This window comes from Cohnella herbarum (assembly GCF_012849095.1).
GTDB classification, from domain to species: domain Bacteria; phylum Bacillota; class Bacilli; order Paenibacillales; family Paenibacillaceae; genus Cohnella; species Cohnella herbarum.
Window position 1 is genome coordinate 7,910,315 of the sequence record NZ_CP051680.1, and the last position, 21,631, is coordinate 7,931,945.

23 protein-coding genes are annotated in these 21,631 nt (G+C 52.8%); 20 read left to right on the forward strand and 3 right to left on the reverse strand.

What is annotated here, in order from left to right; genetic code table 11:
- Positions 1–367 precede the first annotated feature (367 nt).
- Positions 368–3,427 (forward strand): cell division protein ZapA, encoded by a 3,060-nt coding sequence (zapA, locus tag HH215_RS33150; protein WP_169283797.1) that lies wholly within the window; start codon positions 368–370, stop codon positions 3,425–3,427.
- Between the two features lie 70 nt (positions 3,428–3,497).
- Here zapA and HH215_RS33155 read toward each other — a convergent pair whose 3' ends face one another.
- Both HH215_RS33155 and HH215_RS33160 read right to left on the reverse strand, forming a co-directional pair.
- Complete coding sequence (locus tag HH215_RS33155; RefSeq protein ID WP_169283798.1) at positions 3,498–3,875, reverse strand: cupredoxin domain-containing protein; 378 nt, start codon at positions 3,873–3,875, stop codon at positions 3,498–3,500.
- Positions 3,876–4,130: 255 nt separating this feature from the next.
- Complete coding sequence (locus HH215_RS33160) at positions 4,131–4,493, reverse strand: phage holin family protein (protein ID WP_169283799.1); 363 nt, start codon at positions 4,491–4,493, stop codon at positions 4,131–4,133.
- Positions 4,494–4,607: 114 nt separating this feature from the next.
- On the opposite strand from HH215_RS33160, the gene HH215_RS33165 reads away from it, so the two are divergent.
- The 15 genes from HH215_RS33165 (at position 4,608) to HH215_RS33235 (ending at position 16,730) form a co-directional block, all read left to right on the forward strand.
- Positions 4,608–6,968 carry an endonuclease MutS2 gene (locus tag HH215_RS33165; protein WP_169283800.1) on the forward strand — a complete coding sequence of 787 codons (2,361 nt, stop codon included), beginning with the start codon at positions 4,608–4,610 and terminating at the stop codon, positions 6,966–6,968.
- Between the two features lie 16 nt (positions 6,969–6,984).
- The gene (locus tag HH215_RS33170) at positions 6,985–7,404 is read left to right on the forward strand and encodes a DUF350 domain-containing protein (protein ID WP_169283801.1); all 420 of its coding nucleotides are present in this window, start codon (positions 6,985–6,987) and stop codon (positions 7,402–7,404) included.
- Positions 7,405–7,510: 106 nt separating this feature from the next.
- Positions 7,511–8,056 carry a hypothetical protein gene (locus tag HH215_RS33175; RefSeq protein WP_169283802.1) on the forward strand — a complete coding sequence of 182 codons (546 nt, stop codon included), beginning with the start codon at positions 7,511–7,513 and terminating at the stop codon, positions 8,054–8,056.
- Positions 8,053–8,970 (forward strand): cysteine synthase A, encoded by a 918-nt coding sequence (cysK, locus tag HH215_RS33180; protein ID WP_169283803.1) that lies wholly within the window; start codon positions 8,053–8,055, stop codon positions 8,968–8,970. The genes HH215_RS33175 and cysK overlap by 4 nt, the downstream gene beginning before the upstream one ends.
- A gap of 166 nt (positions 8,971–9,136) precedes the next feature.
- Complete coding sequence (locus HH215_RS33185) at positions 9,137–9,361, forward strand: hypothetical protein (protein WP_169283804.1); 225 nt, start codon at positions 9,137–9,139, stop codon at positions 9,359–9,361.
- Between the two features lie 11 nt (positions 9,362–9,372).
- Positions 9,373–9,735 (forward strand): spore coat protein, encoded by a 363-nt coding sequence (locus HH215_RS33190; RefSeq protein ID WP_169283805.1) that lies wholly within the window; start codon positions 9,373–9,375, stop codon positions 9,733–9,735.
- Between the two features lie 146 nt (positions 9,736–9,881).
- On the forward strand, positions 9,882–10,373 hold the full coding sequence (locus HH215_RS33195) for an Lrp/AsnC family transcriptional regulator (protein ID WP_169284692.1): 492 nt from the start codon (positions 9,882–9,884) through the stop codon (positions 10,371–10,373).
- Positions 10,374–10,405: 32 nt separating this feature from the next.
- The gene (locus HH215_RS33200) at positions 10,406–11,635 is read left to right on the forward strand and encodes an aminotransferase class I/II-fold pyridoxal phosphate-dependent enzyme (RefSeq protein ID WP_169283806.1); all 1,230 of its coding nucleotides are present in this window, start codon (positions 10,406–10,408) and stop codon (positions 11,633–11,635) included.
- Between the two features lie 109 nt (positions 11,636–11,744).
- Positions 11,745–11,996 (forward strand): aspartyl-phosphate phosphatase Spo0E family protein, encoded by a 252-nt coding sequence (locus HH215_RS33205; protein ID WP_169283807.1) that lies wholly within the window; start codon positions 11,745–11,747, stop codon positions 11,994–11,996.
- A 102-nt stretch (positions 11,997–12,098) separates the two neighbouring features.
- Positions 12,099–12,722 carry a bifunctional adenosylcobinamide kinase/adenosylcobinamide-phosphate guanylyltransferase gene (locus HH215_RS33210; RefSeq protein WP_169283808.1) on the forward strand — a complete coding sequence of 208 codons (624 nt, stop codon included), beginning with the start codon at positions 12,099–12,101 and terminating at the stop codon, positions 12,720–12,722.
- Positions 12,697–13,275 carry a cob(I)yrinic acid a,c-diamide adenosyltransferase gene (locus HH215_RS33215; protein ID WP_169283809.1) on the forward strand — a complete coding sequence of 193 codons (579 nt, stop codon included), beginning with the start codon at positions 12,697–12,699 and terminating at the stop codon, positions 13,273–13,275. The genes HH215_RS33210 and HH215_RS33215 overlap by 26 nt, the downstream gene beginning before the upstream one ends.
- A gap of 3 nt (positions 13,276–13,278) precedes the next feature.
- Positions 13,279–14,259: an RluA family pseudouridine synthase gene (locus HH215_RS33220; protein ID WP_169283810.1), complete on the forward strand. Its 981-nt coding sequence runs from the start codon at positions 13,279–13,281 to the stop codon at positions 14,257–14,259.
- Between the two features lie 15 nt (positions 14,260–14,274).
- The gene (locus HH215_RS33225) at positions 14,275–14,643 is read left to right on the forward strand and encodes a Spx/MgsR family RNA polymerase-binding regulatory protein (RefSeq protein WP_169283811.1); all 369 of its coding nucleotides are present in this window, start codon (positions 14,275–14,277) and stop codon (positions 14,641–14,643) included.
- On the forward strand, positions 14,640–15,830 hold the full coding sequence (locus tag HH215_RS33230; protein WP_169283812.1) for an aminotransferase class I/II-fold pyridoxal phosphate-dependent enzyme: 1,191 nt from the start codon (positions 14,640–14,642) through the stop codon (positions 15,828–15,830). The genes HH215_RS33225 and HH215_RS33230 overlap by 4 nt, the downstream gene beginning before the upstream one ends.
- A gap of 15 nt (positions 15,831–15,845) precedes the next feature.
- The gene (locus tag HH215_RS33235) at positions 15,846–16,730 is read left to right on the forward strand and encodes a 5'-3' exonuclease (RefSeq protein WP_169283813.1); all 885 of its coding nucleotides are present in this window, start codon (positions 15,846–15,848) and stop codon (positions 16,728–16,730) included.
- A gap of 210 nt (positions 16,731–16,940) precedes the next feature.
- Here the strand turns inward: HH215_RS33235 and HH215_RS33240 are convergent, their stop codons facing one another.
- Positions 16,941–17,525: a transposase gene (locus tag HH215_RS33240; protein WP_169283814.1), complete on the reverse strand. Its 585-nt coding sequence runs from the start codon at positions 17,523–17,525 to the stop codon at positions 16,941–16,943.
- A gap of 252 nt (positions 17,526–17,777) precedes the next feature.
- Here HH215_RS33240 and HH215_RS33245 point away from each other — a divergent pair, with 252 nt between their 5' ends.
- From HH215_RS33245 to HH215_RS33260, 4 genes are read left to right on the forward strand one after another with little or no spacing between them, the layout of a single operon-like run.
- Entirely contained in the window at positions 17,778–18,530 is a 753-nt protein-coding gene (locus tag HH215_RS33245; RefSeq protein ID WP_169283815.1) for an ABC transporter ATP-binding protein, read from the forward strand.
- 42 nt (positions 18,531–18,572) lie between these two features.
- Complete coding sequence (locus HH215_RS33250) at positions 18,573–19,373, forward strand: ABC transporter permease (RefSeq protein ID WP_169283816.1); 801 nt, start codon at positions 18,573–18,575, stop codon at positions 19,371–19,373.
- A 36-nt stretch (positions 19,374–19,409) separates the two neighbouring features.
- The gene (locus HH215_RS33255) at positions 19,410–20,480 is read left to right on the forward strand and encodes an ABC transporter substrate-binding protein (RefSeq protein ID WP_169283817.1); all 1,071 of its coding nucleotides are present in this window, start codon (positions 19,410–19,412) and stop codon (positions 20,478–20,480) included.
- Between the two features lie 28 nt (positions 20,481–20,508).
- Positions 20,509–21,630 (forward strand): acyl-CoA dehydrogenase family protein, encoded by a 1,122-nt coding sequence (locus tag HH215_RS33260; protein WP_169283818.1) that lies wholly within the window; start codon positions 20,509–20,511, stop codon positions 21,628–21,630.
- Position 21,631 lies beyond the last annotated feature (1 nt).

Here is a 21,631-nt window from a genome sequence, read left to right on the forward strand (position 1 = left end):
CGAACGGCGTGATCAGAGAATGGCTGGTTGCGGATCGGAAATAACGTTACGGCATAACTCTATTTCGAGTCAACTTCGGAATAAACAAGGAATAGAGTTACGCCATCACCTAATTGCATTAGCGCAAGACTGAATATCGGAGAAAAGGTCGAGAAAAAATCTTTTCGAATTATTCGGCCTGAGCAGTAACGATTTATTCGATTATGAAGCAGGAGTTCCCGAGTAATCGGCCGCAATGAAAGTACTTCTAGCAGACCAATTCATTAAGGATCGACTTCGATCTAAGCCAGTTTGGCGCTTTGGAGGAGCATTATCGGGTATTAGTAAAAAAGATACATAACTACGGACGCAATGGGAGGATCACGCTGTGCAGAATAACGACAAAACGCGTGTGACCGTTGACATATATGGAACGCAATATACGCTAACGGGTCACACCAGTACCGAACATATGAAACGGGTTGCCGCTTTGGTCAACGAGCATATGAGCAAAATTAATAGCGGGTCTCCCCGTTTGGATTTACCGAAATTGGCCGTGCTTGCCGCCGTGAACGTTGGCGATGAGTTAATGCGATTGCGCAGGGAAAACGAGCAATTGCTTAAGGACGAGACGGAGAACGCCCGAAAAATCGAGGAACTGGAAAGTTTAAAGGTAGAAACCGCGCAGGAGCTGGCGTTCGTTAAGGAGCAGGTCGCGGAGGAATTAGAGTTCGTAAAAGCCCAGAAGGCGGAAGAACTAGAGAGCCTTAGATCGAAGGCGGACGCGGAGTTAGAGAGCCTCAGGGAGAAGACGACGGCGGAGCTTGAAATCGCGAAGACCGAGGCCAGCAAAGAGATGGAAGCTCTGCGAGCGGATTTGACGGCCGAGTTGGAGAATGAACGGTCCGAGGCGCTGAAAGCGAGGGAGCTTGCCGAAGCCAAAGCGGCGGAGCTCGAGAGCGAGAAGGAAAGGGCTGCGGAAGAGTTAAAGCTCTTTAAAGATCAGGCTGCCGAAAGCCTAGAAGCGTTGAATGTCAGGAAAGCGGAAGAAATACATAACTTGACGCTTAAATCGTCGGCTGACCTGGACAACGAGAAAGCTCGGGCTGCTTCGGAGCTGGGGACTTTAAGGGCGCAATGGAAAGCGGATATGGACAACAAGCAGGCCGAGGCTTTGGACGAGTTAGAGTTCGTCAAGGCTCGGGCTGCCGAAGAATTGGCGGACGTTAAAGCGCAAGCGGCCAAGGAGATAGAGGAAGTTAAAGCCCGGACGGCTGAAGAGCTTGAAGTCTTTAAAGCTAACAAGACGGAAGAGCTGGAAAGCTATAGAGCGAAATCGGCAGCGGAACTAGAAAACGCCAAAAATCGCGCAGCGAAAGAGCTAGAGTCCTTGCGTGCGCAGTTGTCGGCGGAATTCGAGAGCGAGAAAGCGCAGTTGGCCGAAGAGCTGGATTTCGTCAGATCCGAGAAATCGGAACAAGTGGAAGGCTTGATCGCGAAGACGGCGGAATTGGAGAAAGCGAAGCAGCAATTGGCCGAAGAGCTGGACTTCGTCAAAGCCGACTATTCGGAGCAAGTTGCAAGCTTGATAGCGAAGTCGGCGGAACTGGAGAAAGCGAAGCAGCAGTTGGCCGAAGAGCTGGAATTTGCCAAAGCGGACAATACGGAGCAAGTGTCAAGCTTGATCGCGAAGACGGCGGAACTGGAGAATGCGAAGCAGCAGTTGGCTGAAGAGCTGGACTTCGCCAAAGCGGACAATACGGAGCAAGTGTCAAGCTTGATCGCGAAGTCGGCGGAACTGGAGAAAGCGAAGCAGCAGTTGGCTGAAGAGCTGGACTTCGTCAAAGCCGACCATTCGGAGCAAGTGGAAAACTTGATCGCGAAGACGGCGGAATTGGAGAAAGCGAAGCAACAGTTGGCTGAAGAGCTGGACTTCATTAAAGCCGTGGCTGTTGAAGATTTGGAAAGTCTAAGGGCGAAGTCGAATGCGGAGCTGGAAAGCGTAAAAGCGCTGGCCGGAGAACAACTGGAATCTCTGCGCGCGGAGTTGACGACAGCATTCGAGAAAGAGAAATCGTCAGCTAGCCACGAATTAGCTCAAATATCCGGCGAACTTGAAATGTTAAAGGCGGAATCGTCCGAGTTGCTCGAATCGGTCATGACGCAAGCCTCGGCAGATTTGGAAGGCGCGAAGGTAAGGGCGGAATTAGAGCTCGAGCAAACGAGAATTCACGCTGAGCAGGAATTGGAAAGCGCCAAAGCGTTGGCAGCCAAGGAATACGAGCGGTTGAAAACGGAAATGACGCAGCAATTGGAGAGCTTGAAGACTCAAGCTTCATTGGAACTGCAACAGGCGAAATCCGAAGCCGATCAAGCGCAACGGTTGGCTGGGCTCCAAGCCGAGCAGGAGCTTGAAGCGTTAAGGGAACAGTTCGATCGGCAACTGGAGCAGACGAAGCAGCAAGCGGCCGCGGAACTGGGTAACGCTCAAGCGGAAGCCGAGTCTCTAACCCTTCAGTTCGTCGAGGAGAAAAAGGCATGGATCGCGAAACAAGCGGAGATCGAAGCGATATTAGGTTCGGATCTCGATAGCTTGAAGCAGGCGCACTCGGAAGAGCTCGAGGAGCTGACGAACCGTTTCCGCAGGGAATCCGAGGAGCAGAACGGCAAATATATGGCCGAGAAGATCGCCTATGCAAGCCAGAAGGAAGCAGAACTGCAAACCTTGAAAGTCAAATTGGAATCGGAGATTAAAGATGTCGAGACGATGTACTCCGACGAGCTTGAATCGATGAAGAAGAAGCTTGAAGCATTGGTAGTCGCGCAGGAAGATTGGCTGGCGAGAGAACGGGAATGGCAACAACTGCGCGGGCAACTCGAGAGCGACGTCGAGCATTGGGCAAAAGAAGCGGAAGACCAGCGTCGAACGATTATCGAGCAGCAAGAAATGCTGCAAGAGGTCGAAGCGCAAACGATGGAGCGCTTGAACTCGCACGCCTCCGCGCTCGAGAAGGCGGAGCAAGAGCGCGACGAGCTTGCCCGCCAGCTTGGAGAGCGGGACGAGTGGGAGAAAGCGTGGAGCGATTCGATGAAGGAGTTGCAAGCGCGCGTAGCGTCGGCGCAGCAAGAGCAGCGCGCCGCCGCGGAGAAGACGGCGGCGCTAGAGGCCCGCATCGCCGAGCTTGGCGATGCGGAGGAGGGCTTGCGCGAAGCCGCGCAGCGGGCGGAGCGCGAGCTTGAGGCGGCGCTCGCGGAAGCGGCGGCCGCACCTTCTCGCGAGGCGGGGTTGGCCGCCTCGCAGGAGGAGCTGCGCGAGCAAGCGGAGCGCGGCGATCGGTTGCAGGCGGAGCTGGAGGCGCTCAAGCGGGAGCATTCCGCGCTGGGCAACGAACACGCGAAGCTGAAGACCGAGTATAACGAGTGGATCGAGCTGCTCGAACAAGAATAAATAAAAAAAAGGCTATTCCCGAGCGAATCACTTGGGAATAGCCTTTTGTCGTTTTCGATTCAGGTTACGGCTAGCTTACGACAATTTTCGCTACCATTTTATTGTGTCCGTTGCCGCACATGATGTTGCACTTGATTTCGTAAGTGCCGGCCGGCAAAGTGACGACTTCGGACTTATTGCCTCTGATTTTGATATCTTGTCCGACGATTTCGATGCCGTGCGCGCCGCTCACATTTTCAAGCGTCAGCTTGACGGGAGTGTCCTTGGGTACAGCGTACTCGGCTTGGTCGAATTCCCAACTGCTTGCTTTAATGACGACTTCCTGCGAAGCGGCTTCAGCGTTGGATGGTGCGCTGTTGTTTTCTGTATTCTTGTTGTTGCCGCCGCATGCCGATAGAGCGAGCACAAGAGCGGTCAGTGTGAGAAAATAAGCGATCTTTTTTTGCATGTTCGTTTCCCTCCGTACTTGAAAATTTGCGGAAGATCATCGGCTCTCTCTATTCGAATCCATTCCTGCACGAGCAATATTGTAACATATGTATCGTCGCGTTTGCCGGGAAACCCATGACGGAACAATGACATTATCAATATCTGCCAATTCCTATTCAATAACTATGGAAACGGGAATAAACGTCAACAACCTCCCTGCTGAATGAGCAAGGAGGTTGTTGACGTCCGAAGATGGTTTTCACTGGGATCGGGTTTAGTCCCGATGCCGACGATGTCCGGCCTCGTAAGGGGTAGCGACGGGAATAAAAAGATCTATAATCCCGATCACTAGCGCGGCAAGCAAGGCACCGATCATGGTGACCTCGACGTTCCCCACGACGAATTGCGCTAACCAGATGACCAACGCGCTGGACAAGAAACCGACGATCCCGCGGCCGAACGGGGTGACCTTTTTGCCGAATATCCCTTCAATGATCCAGCCCAAGACGGCAATAACGACCGCGAGCATCAAGGCGCTCCAGAAGCCTCCCACCGAAAATTGGGGTACCAGCCATCCCACGACCATCAGTACGATGGCAGAGACGATGAAGCGAACGACCGTGCCTAAAAAATTCATTTTATCGACCTCCTTAAGCGTTAGTGTATCCTTAGATTTAAACCCTATGAGTGGAAGGTTTCGCAAGATTGATCGATTCGGCTATAATATAAGGCGAAGGAGATGAATTTCGCCGTGAACGATAAGGCATTACATACATTAGAATTCGATAAAATCATTCGCCGGCTTACGGGGCTAACTTCGACAAGCCTCGGCAAGGAAGAGGCGGAGAAGCTTGCTCCGTCCCGCGAACTCCCTATCGTGGCGCGTCGTCTAGCCGCTACCGATGAAGCGGTTCGCGTCAACATGCTCAAAGGTACTCCCCCGTTCGGAGGAATTACGGACATCCGCGCATCGCTATATAGAGCGAAGCTGCAAGGGATTTTGCAACCTCCCGAGCTAATGGAGGTGGCCCAATTCATTATGGGCTCCCGTCGGTTAAGCAGATTTATTGCCGTTGCGGGCGAGGAAACCGAGCTTCCGCTTCTTAGCGATCTCTGCGAACCGTTAACCGACTTTAAGCCGCTTGAAGACGAAATCAGAAAATGCATAGACGAGCAAGGGGAAGTGCTGGATTCCGCAAGTCCGGAGCTGGCGTCCGTTCGTCGCGATATCCGAATCAACGCAGGACGCGCCAGAGAAAAGCTTGAAAGCCTGGTTCGGTCCAACTCGGTCCAGAAAATGCTTCAGGACGCCTTGATCACGATGCGTAACGATCGGTATGTGATCCCGGTCAAGCAGGAATACCGCGCTCATTTCGGCGGAATCGTGCATGACCAATCCGGAAGCGGAGCGACGTTGTTCATTGAACCGGAAGCGGTCGTTCAGATGAATAACAAGCTGCGGGAGCTCAAGATTAAAGAGCAAAACGAGGTCGAACGCATTCTGCGCAAGCTGAGCGAACAAACGGGAGAAAAAGCCGAACTTCTTACCGGGGATGCGGAAATTCTCGGCTTGATCGATTTTATTTTCGCCAAAGCGGCGTTGGCTCATTCTTTGTCCGCGACGCTTCCAGAGATGAACGATGGAGGAAGGCTTCTTCTGAGGAAAGCTCGCCATCCGTTGATCGATATTAAACAAGCGGTTCCGTTCGATATGGAGCTGGGCGATGCTTATACATCGATTATCGTCACCGGACCTAACACCGGCGGTAAAACCGTTTCGTTGAAGACGATCGGTTTGCTTAGCTTGATGGCGATGTCGGGTTTGTTTATCCCTGCGGAGGACGGTAGCCGTCTATGCGTATTCGATGGTATCTATGCGGATATCGGCGACGAGCAGAGCATAGAGCAAAGCTTAAGCACCTTCTCCAGCCATATGACCAATCTGATCTCCATGTTAGGCCAAGTAACGGATAGAAGCCTTGTGCTTCTGGATGAGCTGGGAGCGGGAACGGATCCGGCCGAAGGATCGGCGCTGGCGATCGCGATATTGGAGCATCTGCAGAAGCGGGGATGCAGACTAATCGCGACTACTCATTATAGCGAGCTGAAGGCGTATGCCTACAATCGCGAAGGCATTATTAATGCCAGCATGGAATTCGATGTCGCCACGCTGAGGCCGACCTACCGTTTGCTTATCGGCGTTCCCGGTCGCAGCAATGCGTTCGCGATCGCGGAAAGGTTAGGATTACCGAAAAGCATTATCGACCATGCGCGGGGCGAGGTCAGCGAAGACGAGTTGAAGGTCGATTCAATGATTGCTTCCCTGGAGCAGGATCGACTGCAAGCGCAAACGGAGCGCCATGCCGCCGAGAGGTTGCGCCGGGAAGTCGAGAAGCTGCAGAAGGACATCGAGGATGAGCGATTCAAATTTCAAGAGCAGAAGGCGAAGCTATTGGAGGGAGCGCGCGAAGAAGCGCGGCTGGCGATAGCGAAAGCCAAGCGGGAAGCCGAAGAGATTATTTCCGATCTCCGTCGTCTTGCGATGGAGGAAAGTGCGTCCGTTAAGGAACATAAGCTTATTGAAGCGCGTAAACGATTAGAGGATGCGGTACCTCCGCCCGCAGCAAGACCGAATCGGACATCAGGGGCGAAGCAAGCGAAGATCGAAGTCGGAGATGAAGTGAAAGTACTTAGCCTAAGCGGGCAAAAAGGTCACGTCGTCGAATTGTCGGGAAGTTCGGAAGCCGTCGTACAGCTTGGAATCATGAAGATGAAGGTTTCGTTATCCGACTTGGAGCCGGTACGCAAAGCCGCGCAAAGCAAGCAGGTTGCGCAGGCGACCATCGTGAAGCGTTCCCGCGACGAGAACATTCGGACGGAGCTGGATTTACGTGGTATGATGCTGGATGAAGCGATCATGGAAGTGGATCATTTCCTGGACGAGGCATTTCTATCCAATCTGGGGCAGGTATACATTATTCATGGCAAAGGAACGGGAGCTTTGCGAACGGGAGTTCAGGATTTCCTTCGTCGCCATAAACATGTAAAGAGCTACCGGTTGGGCCAATTCGGGGAAGGCGGCGCGGGGGTGTCCGTAGCCGAGCTCCATTAACGGGAGGTCTTAAGTCGTGCAAGATGTGGTCGATTACTTGATGTCCCACCCCTTTTCGGCGGTGCTGGCTTATTTTTCGGTCGGCATACTCGCGCTTATCGTTTTTCTGTCCTTGTTCGAATGGGTGACGAAATACGATAGCTGGAACGAAATCCGCAAAGGTAATTTATCAGTTGCGATGGCGACGGGCGGCAAAATATTCGGAATTTGCAATATCTTCCGGTTTTCAATCGAATCCAACGATACGATCTATCAAAGCCTGCTATGGGCGGCAGTCGGATTCGTGTTGCTGCTTGTCGCGTATTTTCTGTTCGAATTCCTGACTCCGGTATTTCGGATCGACGATGAACTCGAGAAGGATAATCGTGCAGTCGGATTTCTGTCGCTGGTATTATCGGCATCCCTTTCCTATATCATAGGCGCGGCCGTTATTTAAATCGGAGGATAACAACATGAAATATTTGTGGGGAACGCTGCTTGCTCTGGCGATTATATTCATTGCGATCGGTGTCATTTACATGATGAAGGAGGTTTAAGGCGTTATGGCTTCAGTAATTTGCCCGTGGTGTCAAAGCGAAATCATTCAGGAGGAGGGGCAAGAGCCGGAGAAGTATTGTCCGGTTTGCGATAACGAGTTGGATGGTTATCGTACGTTAAAGCTCAATATCGGCGGCGCGGAAGAAGACGAGGACGAAGGGGAAGAGGAAGAAGATACCCCCGTGGTGGCAATCGACGAGTACGTTAGCTGGGAAGAGGATGAGGAGTTCATCGAAACCGATGACGAGCTGCAACAATTCGAAGAGACCGTCGAACAGTTGCTCAACGAACAAGAGCTTGTTCCGGAATGTCCGTTCTGTCGCGAATTTATGATCGAAACCGGGGAACAGCTCGTCTCGGAAGCCCAATTTCGTCCTAGGGTATCGGAAGCGTTGGGAGAGACGATACTGGCCGCTCCGTTTACGTTAACGATGTTTGCATGCCCCTCTTGTTTCACGGTGCAAAGTTTCCTAGGGGATTCCTATCGGCATCAAATCGTACGCAGATTGAGTCAAAACTCCTCTGTTAGTCATAAGGAGCCCGAAGCATGACACGAATGTACCAATCGGTTATTGAATTAATAGGCAACACCCCGGCCGTTCAATTGCAACGGTTGACTGGGCCGGAGCATGCGGACGTATTCGTAAAGTTGGAGAAAATGAATCCGAGCGGCAGCGTGAAAGATCGCGCGGCTTCCGGCTTGTTGATCGACGCGGAGGCGCGAGGCTTGATTCGTCCCGGAAGCTTGATCGTGGAGCCGACTAGCGGCAATACCGGCATCGGATTAGCAATGTATGCGGCCGCTAAAGGATATCGTTTGATTCTTGTTATGCCGGACAACATGACCGCCGAGCGAATATCTCTCCTTCGCGCATACGGCGCGGAGGTCGTATTGACGCCGGCCGCCGAACGGATGCCCGGGGCGATCGCCAAAGCGCGTCAATTGATCGAGGAGAATCCGGGCAGCTATATGCCGAACCAATTCGAGAACGGCGCGAATCCGGACATTCACCGTACGACGACTGCGCTTGAGATCATCGAGCAAACGGAAGGACGTTTGGATGCTTTCGTCGCGACGTCCGGAACGGGCGGCACGATAACGGGGACGGGGGAAGTGTTGAAAGCCAAGCTTCCTCATCTCTATGTTGCGGTCGTCGAGCCTGCCGGTTCGCCCGTATTATCGGGCGGACAACCCGGTTCGCATAAATTGGTCGGCACGAGTCCGGGATTCGTTCCCCAAATACTGAATACTTCTATATACGACGAGATCATCCAAGTGACGGACGATGATGCGCTTGAGACGACGAGGAGGCTTGCTCGGGAGGAAGGTTTGCTGGTCGGACCTTCTTCGGGGGCATCCGTGTGGGCCGCATTGCAAATCGCACGCCGATTGGGGCCTGGAAAGCGGGTTCTCTGCATAGCGCCCGATACGGGAGAACGATATCTGAGCATGGAAATTTTCTAACACGGGATAGATGGTTTGGAACGAGAACATCCGCAAGCTTGCGGATGTTCTTTATTTATTTTCCAAGCAGAAGGGAGCCGTATAAGCTTGCGGTGCATAACGAACGAACGATCATCACACAATACCATCTGATGTCTAATCGAACGTCTAGGAGGGATAACCGTTCATGATGCAAGCTATGACGGCTAAAGAACTGGAATACATCGCGGACTCCATGTCCAACGAAGACCTGCAGATTAAGCAGTGCGCGGTAGCGGCCGCTACGATGACTAACGTGCAGTTGCAGCAAGCGTGCTCCCACATGGTCGATGTGCACACGCAACATTACAACACGCTATTGAACGCCGTTCAACAGCATCAATCGATGGCGCCGGCACAACCCCAATCCTAAGGAGGATCATCATGCTAAATAAACCGACTTTAACCGACGAGGACATCGCATCGACGATTCTTTCGGATCTCAAAAGGGTAACGCGAGAATACGCGACAGCGGCAACGGAGTCCGTATGTCCGGAAATCCGGCAGATGTTTACGCAGATGCTGAACAGCACATTAACGATGCAGGGCGAGTTATATACGATAATGCAGCAAAATAATATGTACAACGCATCCTCTCCGGTTATAAAGCAAGAAGTAGATAAGCAGTTGAAACAATATCAGCAAACGCAGCAAAAAACCTCCCAGTTCGTGCAGCAAGCGCAAGCGGCTCAGAGCCCTATTCCTCCGAATTCGGCCGGTACGTCCTCGATGCCGGCCTATCAATAGCAGTCCGTTCGGCCGACAACGAGCGCGGCCCCTTCCCCGATTGGCAGCGATTGCCGATGCGGGGATTTTTCGGCGGTTCATCTGATTTACCTTTTCACGCAGCCTGTATTTGATGTATGATGAAGAGTAATTCAGGAGGGATCATGATGAACGAATTCAAATTAAGCATCTTGGATCTGCTCAAGGAAGACGCCCGTTTGTCTGCCGCTACCATCGCAACGATGTTGGGCGCAGAAGAAGCGGACGTTTCCTCCGCGATCGCGGAGATGGAGCGGGATCACGTCATCGTCAAGTATGCGACGGTTATTAACTGGAGCAAAGTAGACGACGAGAAGGTAACGGCGCTTATCGAGGTCGAGTGTACGCCGGAGCGCGGGCGCGGGTTCGAGAACATCGCGGAACGCATTTATCTGTACCCCGAGGTCAAATCGGTGTATTTAATGTCCGGAGCTTACGATCTGCTTGTCGAGATCGAAGGGAAAAACCTGAAAGAGGTTGCTTCGTTCGTCTCCAATAAGTTATCGACGATCGAGTCCGTTATTGCCACGAAGAGTTTTTTCATTCTTAAGAAATATAAACAGGATGGCATTATTTTCGAAGAATTCGAGGATGATCATCGCCTGCTCGTATCTCCATAAATAAGCAGTTCAACGAAAAGGAAGAATGCCCCATGATAAAAGACGAGGAAAAGCCGTTAATCCGTCAGGACGATCGTTCGCGGAGCGGCGGAATGCAACACCATTTGGCCGCGCATGCGCGCGAGATTCCGCCGTCCGGTATTCGGCGATTCTTTGATCTGGTCAGCGCGAGCAAAGATAAAGACATCATCACTCTGGGGGTTGGAGAGCCGGATTTCGTAACCCCATGGCGGGTTAGGGACGCGGCCGTGTATTCCCTTGAGAAAGGGAAGACGCAATATACGCCCAACGCGGGAATGCCAGAGCTGCGCGAGGCGATCGGACAATACTTATCCAACCAGTTCCATCTCACATACGATCCGGCCAAGGAAATGATCGTAACGGTCGGAGGAAGCGAAGGCATAGATCTAGCCCTTCGCGCGCTCATCGAACCGGGAGACGAGATTCTCGTGCCCGAGCCCTGCTACATTTCCTATTCTCCGATTACCACGCTAAGCGGAGGCGTCGCGGTCGGCATCGAGACGTTCGCCGAGGATCAGTTCAAGCTGACCGCGGAGAGCTTGAAAGCAGCTATTACGCCGAAGTCCAAAGTTCTCGTGTTGTGTTATCCGAGCAATCCGACGGGCGCGATCATGACGTACGAGGAAATGCTCCCGATCGCCAAGATCGTGGAAGAGAACGACCTCATCGTCATTTCCGACGAGATTTACGCGGAGCTGACGTTTAAGGGAAACCATTCCAGCTTTGCGTCTTTGCCCGGCATGAAAGACCGCACGATTCTAGTAAGCGGCTTCTCCAAGGCGTTCGCGATGACCGGCTGGCGGATGGGCTATGCTTGCGGACATCCCGATCTGATTAGCGCCATGCTGAAAATTCACCAATACACGATCATGTGCGCTCCGACGATGGGGCAGGTCGCGGCTTTGGAGGCGTTGACCAAAGGCGGATTGGAAGAGAAGGACCGCATGATGGAGTCTTACAATCAAAGACGCCGTCTCGTCGTTCAAGGTTTCCGCGAGATGGGGCTCGAGTGCCACGAGCCGCAGGGCGCCTTCTATGCGTTTCCTTCGGTCAAGTCGACGGGGATGACCTCCGAGCAGTTCGCGGAAAGATTGCTTCTGGAAGCGAAAGTCGCCGCGGTTCCCGGCCATGTGTTCGGCAAAGGCGGGGAAGGGTTCCTCCGATGCTGTTACGCGACCTCCGTTTCCCAGCTGACGGAAGCCTTGGAACGTATCGATTCGTTCCTTAGAAGTTTGGAATAAAAATGTATATTTTACAAAAGTGATGTTCAATTCGTAGATGTTTTGCTATAATAACCATGGTTTTCAACCCGCTGAGTATCGATTTTCGTCATGAGAAGGGGGAATGTACATGGCTGCGGCAGAACATAATTCCATATCTTTGTCGTCCTTACATGCCGATACACCCATCATTTCTCAGTACCCGAACAGAGTAGCGGAGTTAGTGGAAGAAATCGATCGATTGCGCAAGGCAATGACGGAAACCTTCCTGAGAGAGCGTTCATTAGTCGCCGATTCGGTCATGGAGCTTAGCCGGCAACTGGATCTTAAGATCAACGAATATATGAAACAAGTTCTCATAAGTCGGGAGGAGGTTCGGTGATTCGTCGCCGGCCTCTTTTTTTCAAGACATGAACGTTCCCTCGCCGTCCCTAGGACGACGATAGCCGTTTATGCTTAGATTCGGAAGAGGAGGGGACCGGAATTGTTATGGCTTATTACCGGAGGCATCGGCAGCGGAAAGTCCGCTTTCGCCGATGAGCTTGCCTATGTCGTAGGGCGCGAAGGTATTCGGTTGTCCTGTCCCCCTTTTCCTGAAATGCTTATCGAAGCTGCGATTAAGGGTACGGACATGGATACGGAAATGGGCTCGGACATTCGGCCGGATTTTCCTTGGACCCGCTCGGATGCGGACGAAACATTGGCGAAGAAGTTGAACGCGATTAATCTGGATTCTAATTTTTATCGGGCGGACCGTCGCGTTGTTGTTATAGATAGCCTATCAGGATGGTTGCGCGGGGTTTACCGTCGCATAGAAGCGCAATTACCGGAGGCGGAGGAGCGGATCGAAGCCGAATGGCGCGAGGCTTTAGAGGCGATACTGGCGTTTCAAGGCCGTGTTATCGTGGTCACGGAGGAGCTTTCGGCGGGTTTGTCCATGAACGTTCGTGAGCAAGGATATGCTTATAGATTGGCCAACGCAAACCGCAAGCTAATGGAATCCAGCGAGATCGTATACCGAATGACGGCCGGGATGGCAACGGAGTTAAAAGGTTATCGATTGAAAAGGGGGAGTAAAACGGATGAAAATTTATACCCGGACCGGTGACGAAGGGAAGACTTCGGTCATTGGCGGCCGAGTAATGAAAGACGATGCCCGAGTGGAAGCCTACGGGACGATCGACGAGTTAAATAGTTTTGTCGGGCAAGCCGCATCCGTCTTGGCTAGGGAATCTACTTCGGATTGGGCGGATTTGCTCGAAACGTTAACGATCGTTCAGCATGAATTGTTCGACTGCGGTTCGGATTTATGTTACGCGGTTCCGGATCCGGCTAAGATGAAGGTTACGCCCGCTATGACGGATCGCCTTGAAAGCTGGATCGATTTATATGAAGCGCAGACGCCACCGATCGAGAAATTTATTTTGCCGGGAGGAAGCGAAGCCGCATCGTTGTTTCACGTGTGCCGGACCGTTTGCCGTCGGGCGGAGAGAAGGCTTGTTACGTTGTCGGCAGAGCAGGAGTGTCCGGACGAGGTTCGCAAATATTTGAACCGCTTGTCCGACTTTTTCTTCACCGTCGCAAGGGTGGCGAATGCCAGGTTAGGGCTTCTCGACGTAGAGTACGAGCGGAGCGCCCCGGTCTTCCGGCGGAGGTCTTGATTCATGGCTAACGAGAATGAGAACGTCAACGCGGATTATTACGCTCCGATCGAATTCGTTGCGAATGCTTCCGACGAAGGGCGCAAATTGCGGGAAGTGCTTCGCAAGCGGATCGGTATTTCGCGGCGGCTGATGGTTCGCTTGAAAACCTCGGAAGAGGGGTTGTCCGTAAACGGCCTGAAAGTATGGCCGAACCATATCGTTTCCGAGGGGGATATTATTAGCCTGCGCATGGAAACGGAAGTTTCGGAGACGATCTTGCCGCAACCGATGGAATTGGATATCGTTTTCGAGGACGACCATCTGTTGGTATTGAACAAACCTGCCGGAGTTATCGTTCATCCGACGACGGGACACTATCTTAACACTCTAGCCAACGGGGTCATGCATTATTGGCAGGAGCGCGGAGAGCGGATTCGTTTCCGGCCGGTACATCGATTGGACGAGCATACTTCGGGTTTGGTCGTCATTGCGAAGCATCCGTTGGCGCAGCAACAACTATCCGCGCAGATGATGGAGGGCACGGTTACGAAACAATACCGGACGTTCGTGTACGGACGTCCTCCCGAACGGGAGGGCGAGATCAACGCGCCGATCGGAAGGCAAACGGAAGATCCCCATCGCAGAGTCGTGAGGGAGGATGGAGCGCCTTCGTTAACGTTCTATAAAGTGACGGATACCTATCACGACCAAGCTAGTGCGATCGACATCCGACTAGGTACGGGAAGAACGCATCAGATCAGGGTCCATATGACTTCGGTAGGCTGTCCGATTATCGGGGACGGCTATTATACGGACGAGAAATGGACGAGTTCGGAATGGGCGGCGAATTTGTCCGAAGTGATTGCCCGCCAAGCGCTCCATGCTGCCCTGTTAATCTTCAAGCATCCGGTAACCGGAGAAGAGATGCGGTTGGAAGCGGCTTTGCCCGAGGATATGAAACGGCTTGAACAGGAGCTTTCCAAGCTCTCGCATACTGAATAAAAGGGGTCACGGGACGTGAGCGAACAATTGAAAGTCTATCATTTGCCGACTTGCAGCACATGTAAGGGCGCGATTAAAGCTCTTAAGCAACACGGATATCGCTTGGAACTTCAGGATATCAAGACGACTCCTCCGGGAGAAGCCGAGCTGGGTGAGTTAATCGCGAAGAGCGGACTGCCGATCGGGAAATGGTTTAACGTATCCGGCGAAGTATATCGGGAAATGGGATTGAAGGATAAGCTTCCCGGAATGTCCGACGAAGAGAAAATACGGTTGTTATCGTCTAACGGCATGTTAATCAAAAGACCGATCGTTACGAACGGAAGCAAAGTATCCATCGGTTTCCGGGAACAGGACTTCGGCCCGATGTGGTACACTTTATGAAGAACGTTCGGTTTCGCTCCGATCGTCTTGACCGGTTAGGCTCCGCGATCTTCGCGGAAGTGGCGGAATGGAAAAGGGAAGCCCGCGACAAGGGATTGTCCGTGATCAATTTGGATATCGGCAGCCCGGATCAGCCTCCCGCCGAGCTTCTCCGATCCGTGTTGGCGGAAGCCAGCCTTAGATCCGATACTTATCGTTACCCGGGTACGGAAGGGACCTCGGCGTTTAGGCAGACGGTTGCCAAGTGGTTCTCTCATCGGTTCAACGTAGAGCTTGATCCCGATACGGAGGTGCTGTCGCTGATGGGCACGCAGGACGGGCTTGCCCACTTGCCGTTAGCGATTAGCAATCCCGGAGATGCCGCATTGCTTCCGGATCCGGGATATCCGGTATACGGAGCGGGTTTGGCCGTTGCCGGGGTCGAGGCCATTTCGTTGCCCTTGCTCGAGGAGAACGATTATTTGCCCGACTTCGAAGCCGTGCCGCAGGCGGTCTGGGATAAAGTTAAATTCATGATTTTGAATTATCCGAGCAATCCGTTGTCGGCAACCGCCGATTTGGCGTTCTTCGAGCGGGCGGTTCATGCCGCGCGTAAGCATGGCGTGTTGCTCGTCCACGATAACGCCTACAGCGAAATGGCATTCGATGGCATGCGTCCGCCAAGCGTGCTTGAAATTCCGCATGCTTCCGAAATCGCCATCGAGTTCCACTCGTTGTCGAAATCCTATCACTTGGCGGGCACCCGTCTAGGATTTGCGGTAGGAAACAAAGAGGTTTTGTCCGCATTGCGGGCATTAAAGAATAATATCGATTTCGGCGTGTTTCTTGGCACCCAGGAGGCCGGGATAGCCGCGCTGGAGATGGACATCCATGATCCTAAGCCGATTTCGGGCTTATACGAAGGACGCAGGAACGTTTTCGTTCAAGCGCTTCGCGAGCAAGGCTGGAGCGTTTCTATGCCTCGTGCGACGATGTTCCTCTGGGCCCGGGTGCCGGAAGGCTGGTCTTCGCGGGCATTCTCCCAGGAGTTGCTCACGTCGACGGGGGTGGCGTCTATCCCTGGCAACGCGTTCGGCGCGCGAGGAGAAGGTTATGTAAGATTGGCTCTGGTCGAATCCGAGCCGAAGCTGTTAGATGCCGCCGAGCGGATCGGAAGATTCATTCGTACCGCTCAGCCGGGGAAATGAAGGGAGAAAGTCGCAATGGCCGAGAACAAAGTGTTATTAGTGGACGGAATGGCTTTGTTATTCCGGGGATACTTCGCCAATTCTTATGGCGGCTATATTCGGAAAACGAAAGCCGGCTTGCCTACGAACGCGGTATATGGGTTCGTTAAATATTTGCTGGACGCCTGCAAAACATTTAACCCGTCGCACGTCGTCTGTTGCTGGGATATGGGAAGCAAAACCTTCCGCACGGACAAGTTCAACGACTATAAAGGGAATCGACCCGAAGCTCCGGCGGATCTGATTCCTCAATTCGATCTGGTGAAAGAAGTCGTGACCGGCTTCGGCATTCCGAATATCGGCGTTGTCGGCTATGAAGCCGACGATTGCATCGGCACCTTGTCGAAGCAGTTAAGCGCGCATATGGAAGTTTTCGTACTCACGGGAGACCATGACATGCTTCAGCTCGTCGACGAACGGGTGAAGGTCGTCATTATGAAAAAAGGACCTTCCAACTACGCGGTATACGATGCGGATAAGCTCTTAGAAGAGAAGCAACTGACGGCCAAGCAGTTCATCGATCTGAAAGGTCTTATCGGGGACACGTCGGACAACTATCCGGGCGTCAAAGGAATCGGCGAGAAAACGGCGACCAAGCTGCTCGTCGAATACCTCTCCATAGAAGGCATCTTGGAAAACTTGGCGTTATTGCCCAAAGGGGTAAAAGCTAAAATAGAAGCCGAGCTCGAGATGCTGCATCTCTGCCGAGAACTGGCCACAATTCATTGCGGAGCGCCTGTCGCCTGTACGCCGGAACAATGTCTGTGGCAACCCGATCAAGCGAAAATCGCTTCGATGTTCGAGGAGCTTGAGTTCAACAGCTTAGTGAAAGACGTCACTCGCCTTATCGCGGTATCTTAATATTTTTATATCGGAAGTAGCGACAAGAACCCGGACGCCTTTAGCGGCATCCGGTTTTTTGTTTTGTGCGGAAGGGGCGGCGAAACGGATGGATAAACGGATGGCGAAACGGACGAAAAAATATTTTTTTATGTGAACGTAGCTTTAGGGCAAAGGAATTTCATTCGTTATAGGTTGAGAGAATTGGACACTTAATTCGAAAAAATAAGTTTAGTGGTAACCGCCGAATACGTCCATCCAACCGTTCTGGATTTTCAGTTTGGATACTTCGGATTCGCGGTTCGTTCTCTGCTGCTCCACGCTCAAACCCGCGAACAGATAGAGAGGGAGTTGCTTCATCTCGCTTAAAGGATCTATTAATTTCGATTTGCGGGAAGACGTGTGATTCATCCGGTAATAAAGCGTCGAACGGCTAAGTCCAAGAAGAGCGGTTTGCGTGCGGATGGGGAGTCGGGTCTCTTCTTTATCGACGAACACGTTGCGGTCTTCCTTGGACAACCTCGATATCGTAGCTTGTTTCAGCCAATCCAACTGCAGACGCAATTGATCGATTTCCGTTTGCTTTTCTCCGATTTGCCGTTCGTAATCGCCTTTCAGTTTATCGGTTTTCTTATGATCGTTCTCGAATAGCCTGGACAGATTTTGCACGGCGTGTTTTTTCCACCGGTTCAAGACGAGGGGGTGGATGCCGTGTTCTTCGGCGAGCTCGGAAATACTGGTTTGTTCCTCGAGAAGCTTGGATATCATGTGCGCCTTCTGATGGGGAGTGAACCTTCTGCGGGTAGCAGCAGCCATATTTATATCTTCCTTTCCGTGGTCCAAATCTCAGTTCGTCCGAGGGGGAATGACTGATTTTTAACCTCATTCTAGTGTAAAAAAGGGCGATATTCAAGTATTAATCCTACTTGACACATAGGAATTAAGTGGATTAAGATTCCTATTATCCTACGGAGCCTATTCGTCGCTCCTGGAAGCAACGCTGACCAGACAAACTGGAAGAACATTGATTTTTATAGAACGCGAGCGTAGGCAAGGAGTGATGAGCAGGTGGAGGTTCTTGGACTGAGGAATGTTTCGAAAACGTACCGGAACGGAACGATAGCCGTCCAAGAGGCGAGTTTAAGCATTCATGAAGGGGAATTCGTTTCATTCGTCGGACCTTCCGGCTGCGGGAAGTCTACGATATTCCGTATGGCGGCCGGGCTGTCGAATCCCACTTCGGGAGAAATCGAAATTCTCGGCGGCACGCCGGAGCAAGCGAGGAGAAGCAACTCGATTTCCTGCGTGTTCCAAGAGGCGACCCTCTTGCCATGGGTGTCGGTCAAGGACAACATTACGCTGCCTTTGCAGCTAAGGAAACAACCGCGCAAGGAGCGGGAGGAAGAAGCGGAGCGGGTATTGCAACTGGTTGGTTTGCAAGATTACGCGAAAGCTTTGCCGCGCGAGCTTTCAGGAGGAATGAAGATGCGCGTCTCGATCGCGCGGGCACTAGTGGCCAAGCCCCGGATCTTGTTCATGGACGAACCGTTCGGCGCGTTGGACGAGATCACTAGGCAGACTCTCCAGGAAGAGCTGCTGACGATTTGGCAGAAGACCGAGCGAATGACGATCTTGTTCGTCACGCACAATGCGTTCGAAGCGGTTTACTTGTCCAACCGGATTATGGTGATGACGCCGAGGCCGGGCCGGATATCCGATGAAATTCCGATCGATATGGCTTATCCGAGAGGCGAGCGTTTTCGGGCTAATCCCGAATTCAGCCGTTTCGTTAGCCAAGTCAGCGACTCGTTAAGACATTGAACGCGAACGAAATACTTATTGAACGGAAAGGAGGCCCAACCTATGGACTTGGTTAGAAACGGCCGCTTAAGCCGCATTCTGCCTCCGTTAGCCGCTTTCGTACTGATCGTGGGCTTGTGGCAGCTGATCGTCGGGCAGGCAGGGCTTCCGGCATACTTATTGCCGAAGCCGTCGGATATCGTCGAAGCCGTCGTCTCCAACTGGAGAAGCTTGTTGGGCTCGGTCTATACGACGACGCTCGAAACGATTTTAGGATTTCTTTTCTCCGTCGTGGGAGGAGTCGTCGGCGCGATCCTGCTCGCCAGCTCCAAAATGATAGAGAGAAGCATCTATCCATACGCGATCGTCTTACAGACGATCCCGATCGTAGCGGTGGCCCCGATTATCGTCATCTGGTTCGATGCCGGACTGCGCTCCATCGTTATCATCGCCTTTCTGATTGGCTTCTGTCCGATGTTATCCAACACGTTGATCGGACTCAACTCTACGGATCAGAACTTGAAAAACCTATTCCATCTGTATAACGCGTCGAAGTGGCAGACGATGTGGAAGCTGCGCATACCCGCCGCGCTCCCGTATATCGTAGGGGGACTGAAAATCTCCTGTTCCCTCTGCGTCATTGGAGCGATCGTCGGGGAGTACGTCGCCGGCGTCGGCGGCGGACAGGGAGGCCTAGGATATGCGATCACCTACGCGGCGATGCGCATTCAAACGCCTTATCTGTTCGCTTGCGGTCTCATGGCATCGCTTCTCGGAATCGCCTTCTACCAACTCGTAAGTTACTTGTCCCGTAAATTACTCGGCTCCTGGCATGAATCCGAGCTGAGGACGGATATCGACTAAAGCTATTATTCTCCTATTCGAAAGGACAGATAAAAAATGAAAAAAACTCCGATTCAACTGCTATTCACGATGTTACTCGCAATCGTTATCGTCGCGGGATGCGGCAATAACGCGGAATCGAACGGCGCGTCGCCGACGGCATCCGAGTCGCCGAAGTCTTCGGAGGCAGCGGCCTCCCCGGAAGCGGCTTCCTCCGAAGCGGCTTCGCCGGAAGCTTCCAAGGAGCTTCGCAAAATTACCGTTCAATTAGGCTGGTTCGCGGAGCCGGAGTACGGCGGCGACTACGCGGCTTTGGTTAAAGGGTACTTCGCGGAAGAAGGCCTGGACGTTACGATAAAATCCGGGGGACCTAAAGTGAACGGAAGACAAATCGTCGCGACCGGCAACGCGGATTTCGGATTCGCGAAAGCCGACACCGTGTTGCAGAACCGCGAAGAAGGCCTGCCGATCGTCGCGGTAGCCGGCGCGCTTCAGAGCTCTCCGCAGGCTCTTATTTTCCACAAGGACCAGAACATCAAGACGTTCGAGGACCTGAACGGCCGTACGGCGTTCTTCGTTCCCGGAGTGCCCGCATACGAATACGTGAAGAAGAAATACAATCTCCAGTTGAAAGAGCAAGTGACCGACGGTACGCTCGTCCGGTTCTTGGAGGACAAGACCTCGCTCCTGCACGGATTCGCGACTTCGGAACCGATTACCCTGAAGGAGCAAGGAATAGAGGCGCAGCCGTTCTTGTTGTCCGAGTCCGGTTACGATCCGTACGAAATCACGATCATTACGTCGGAAAGCTTCCTGAAAGATAACCCGGAAGTCGTTAAAGCGTACCTGAGGGCCGTCAAGAAGGGCTGGGCGTATTATTTCGACAATGCGGAGGAAATCAACGTACGCATTCACGAGGACAACAAGGACCTCCCGATCGCCGCGATGAACGAGCAGGCGATTGCGTACAAACCCTACGTGACCGGCGGAGACGCCGCTACGGAAGGCTTCGGAATCATGAAGGAAGCGCGTTGGGAAGAGAACAAGAAACAGTTGCTGGAAGTCGGCCTGCTTAAAAAAGACGTCGACGTCAACGAAGCGTTCACGACGGAGTATTTGCCTAAATAACGAGGAAGCATGACGGAGGTAAGAGCCCATGAGTACCCTGACTACGAGAGCGAAGGAACGATATTGGATAGATTTGGCGGCCGAATTGTCCGCGCGGTTCGCGTTAACTGCGGCCGAGACGGATCGCAAGGCGGAACTGCCCAAGGATAACCTCAGACTCTTGTTCGAACGGGGCTTGGATACGGCGATACTGCCGGAAGAGAAAGGCGGAGCGGGCATCTCGTACGCGACGTTCGGGCGTATCGTCTTCGAAATCGCGCGAGGATGCCCGTCAACGGCCTGCGTATGGCTAATGAACACTTCCGCCGCGGAATCTCTCATTACGTTATCCAATCCCGAGAAATCGGATTACTATTTGCAACAATGGAAGCAAGGAAGACGCTTTGCCAATGCATTAAGCGAACCCTCCTCCGGCAACTTGTTCCTGAATCCCGTTCAGGAAGCGACGCCGCTCGGGGACGGGGATTGGAGCTTGGACGGCGCCAAAAGGTTCGTTTCCGGCTCGGAATGGGCGGACTTCTTCTTGATTAACGCCAGCATCGACGGATTGCCGGCCTTCTTCGGCGTAGAGCGCGACGAGACGGTCGAGATCCACGAAATTTGGGATGCTCTCGGCATGCGAGGAACGAGGAGCCAATTGATCGGGTTTAATCGGACCCGCCTGAAAGCGGAGAATCGGTTCGGGCTGGTCGCCTCTACCCGTCAGAATTTGATCGCGCTCGGACTTCCGTGGCTGTCGCTCGGAATCGCCCAGTCGGCTTACGATGCTCTGAAGGCGCAAGCGGAAGGAAAGAAGCTCTCGGACGGCAAGCCGTTGTCCCACGTGCAATGGATCCAATACGAAACGGCGGAAGTCTATGTCAGGCTTAAGGCCGCGAAGCTGTTGGCAGAGCACTTGCTCGATTTGGCGGATGCCGGGTCCGAGCAAACGAACGTCGTATCGATGGAAGCGAAAATATTGGCCAACCAAATCGGCAAAGACGTCGCGGATCTCGGACTTCGGGTAGGAGGGGGGCTTGCGTTCACGAGAGCTCTGCCCTTCGAACGTCATCTGCGCGATGCTCAGGCAGGCGGATTGATGGCATACTCGAGCGAGCTTTGCAAGTTGTTCGTCGGGAAGAACGAGCTCAACGTGCGGGAGCAAGGGTGAT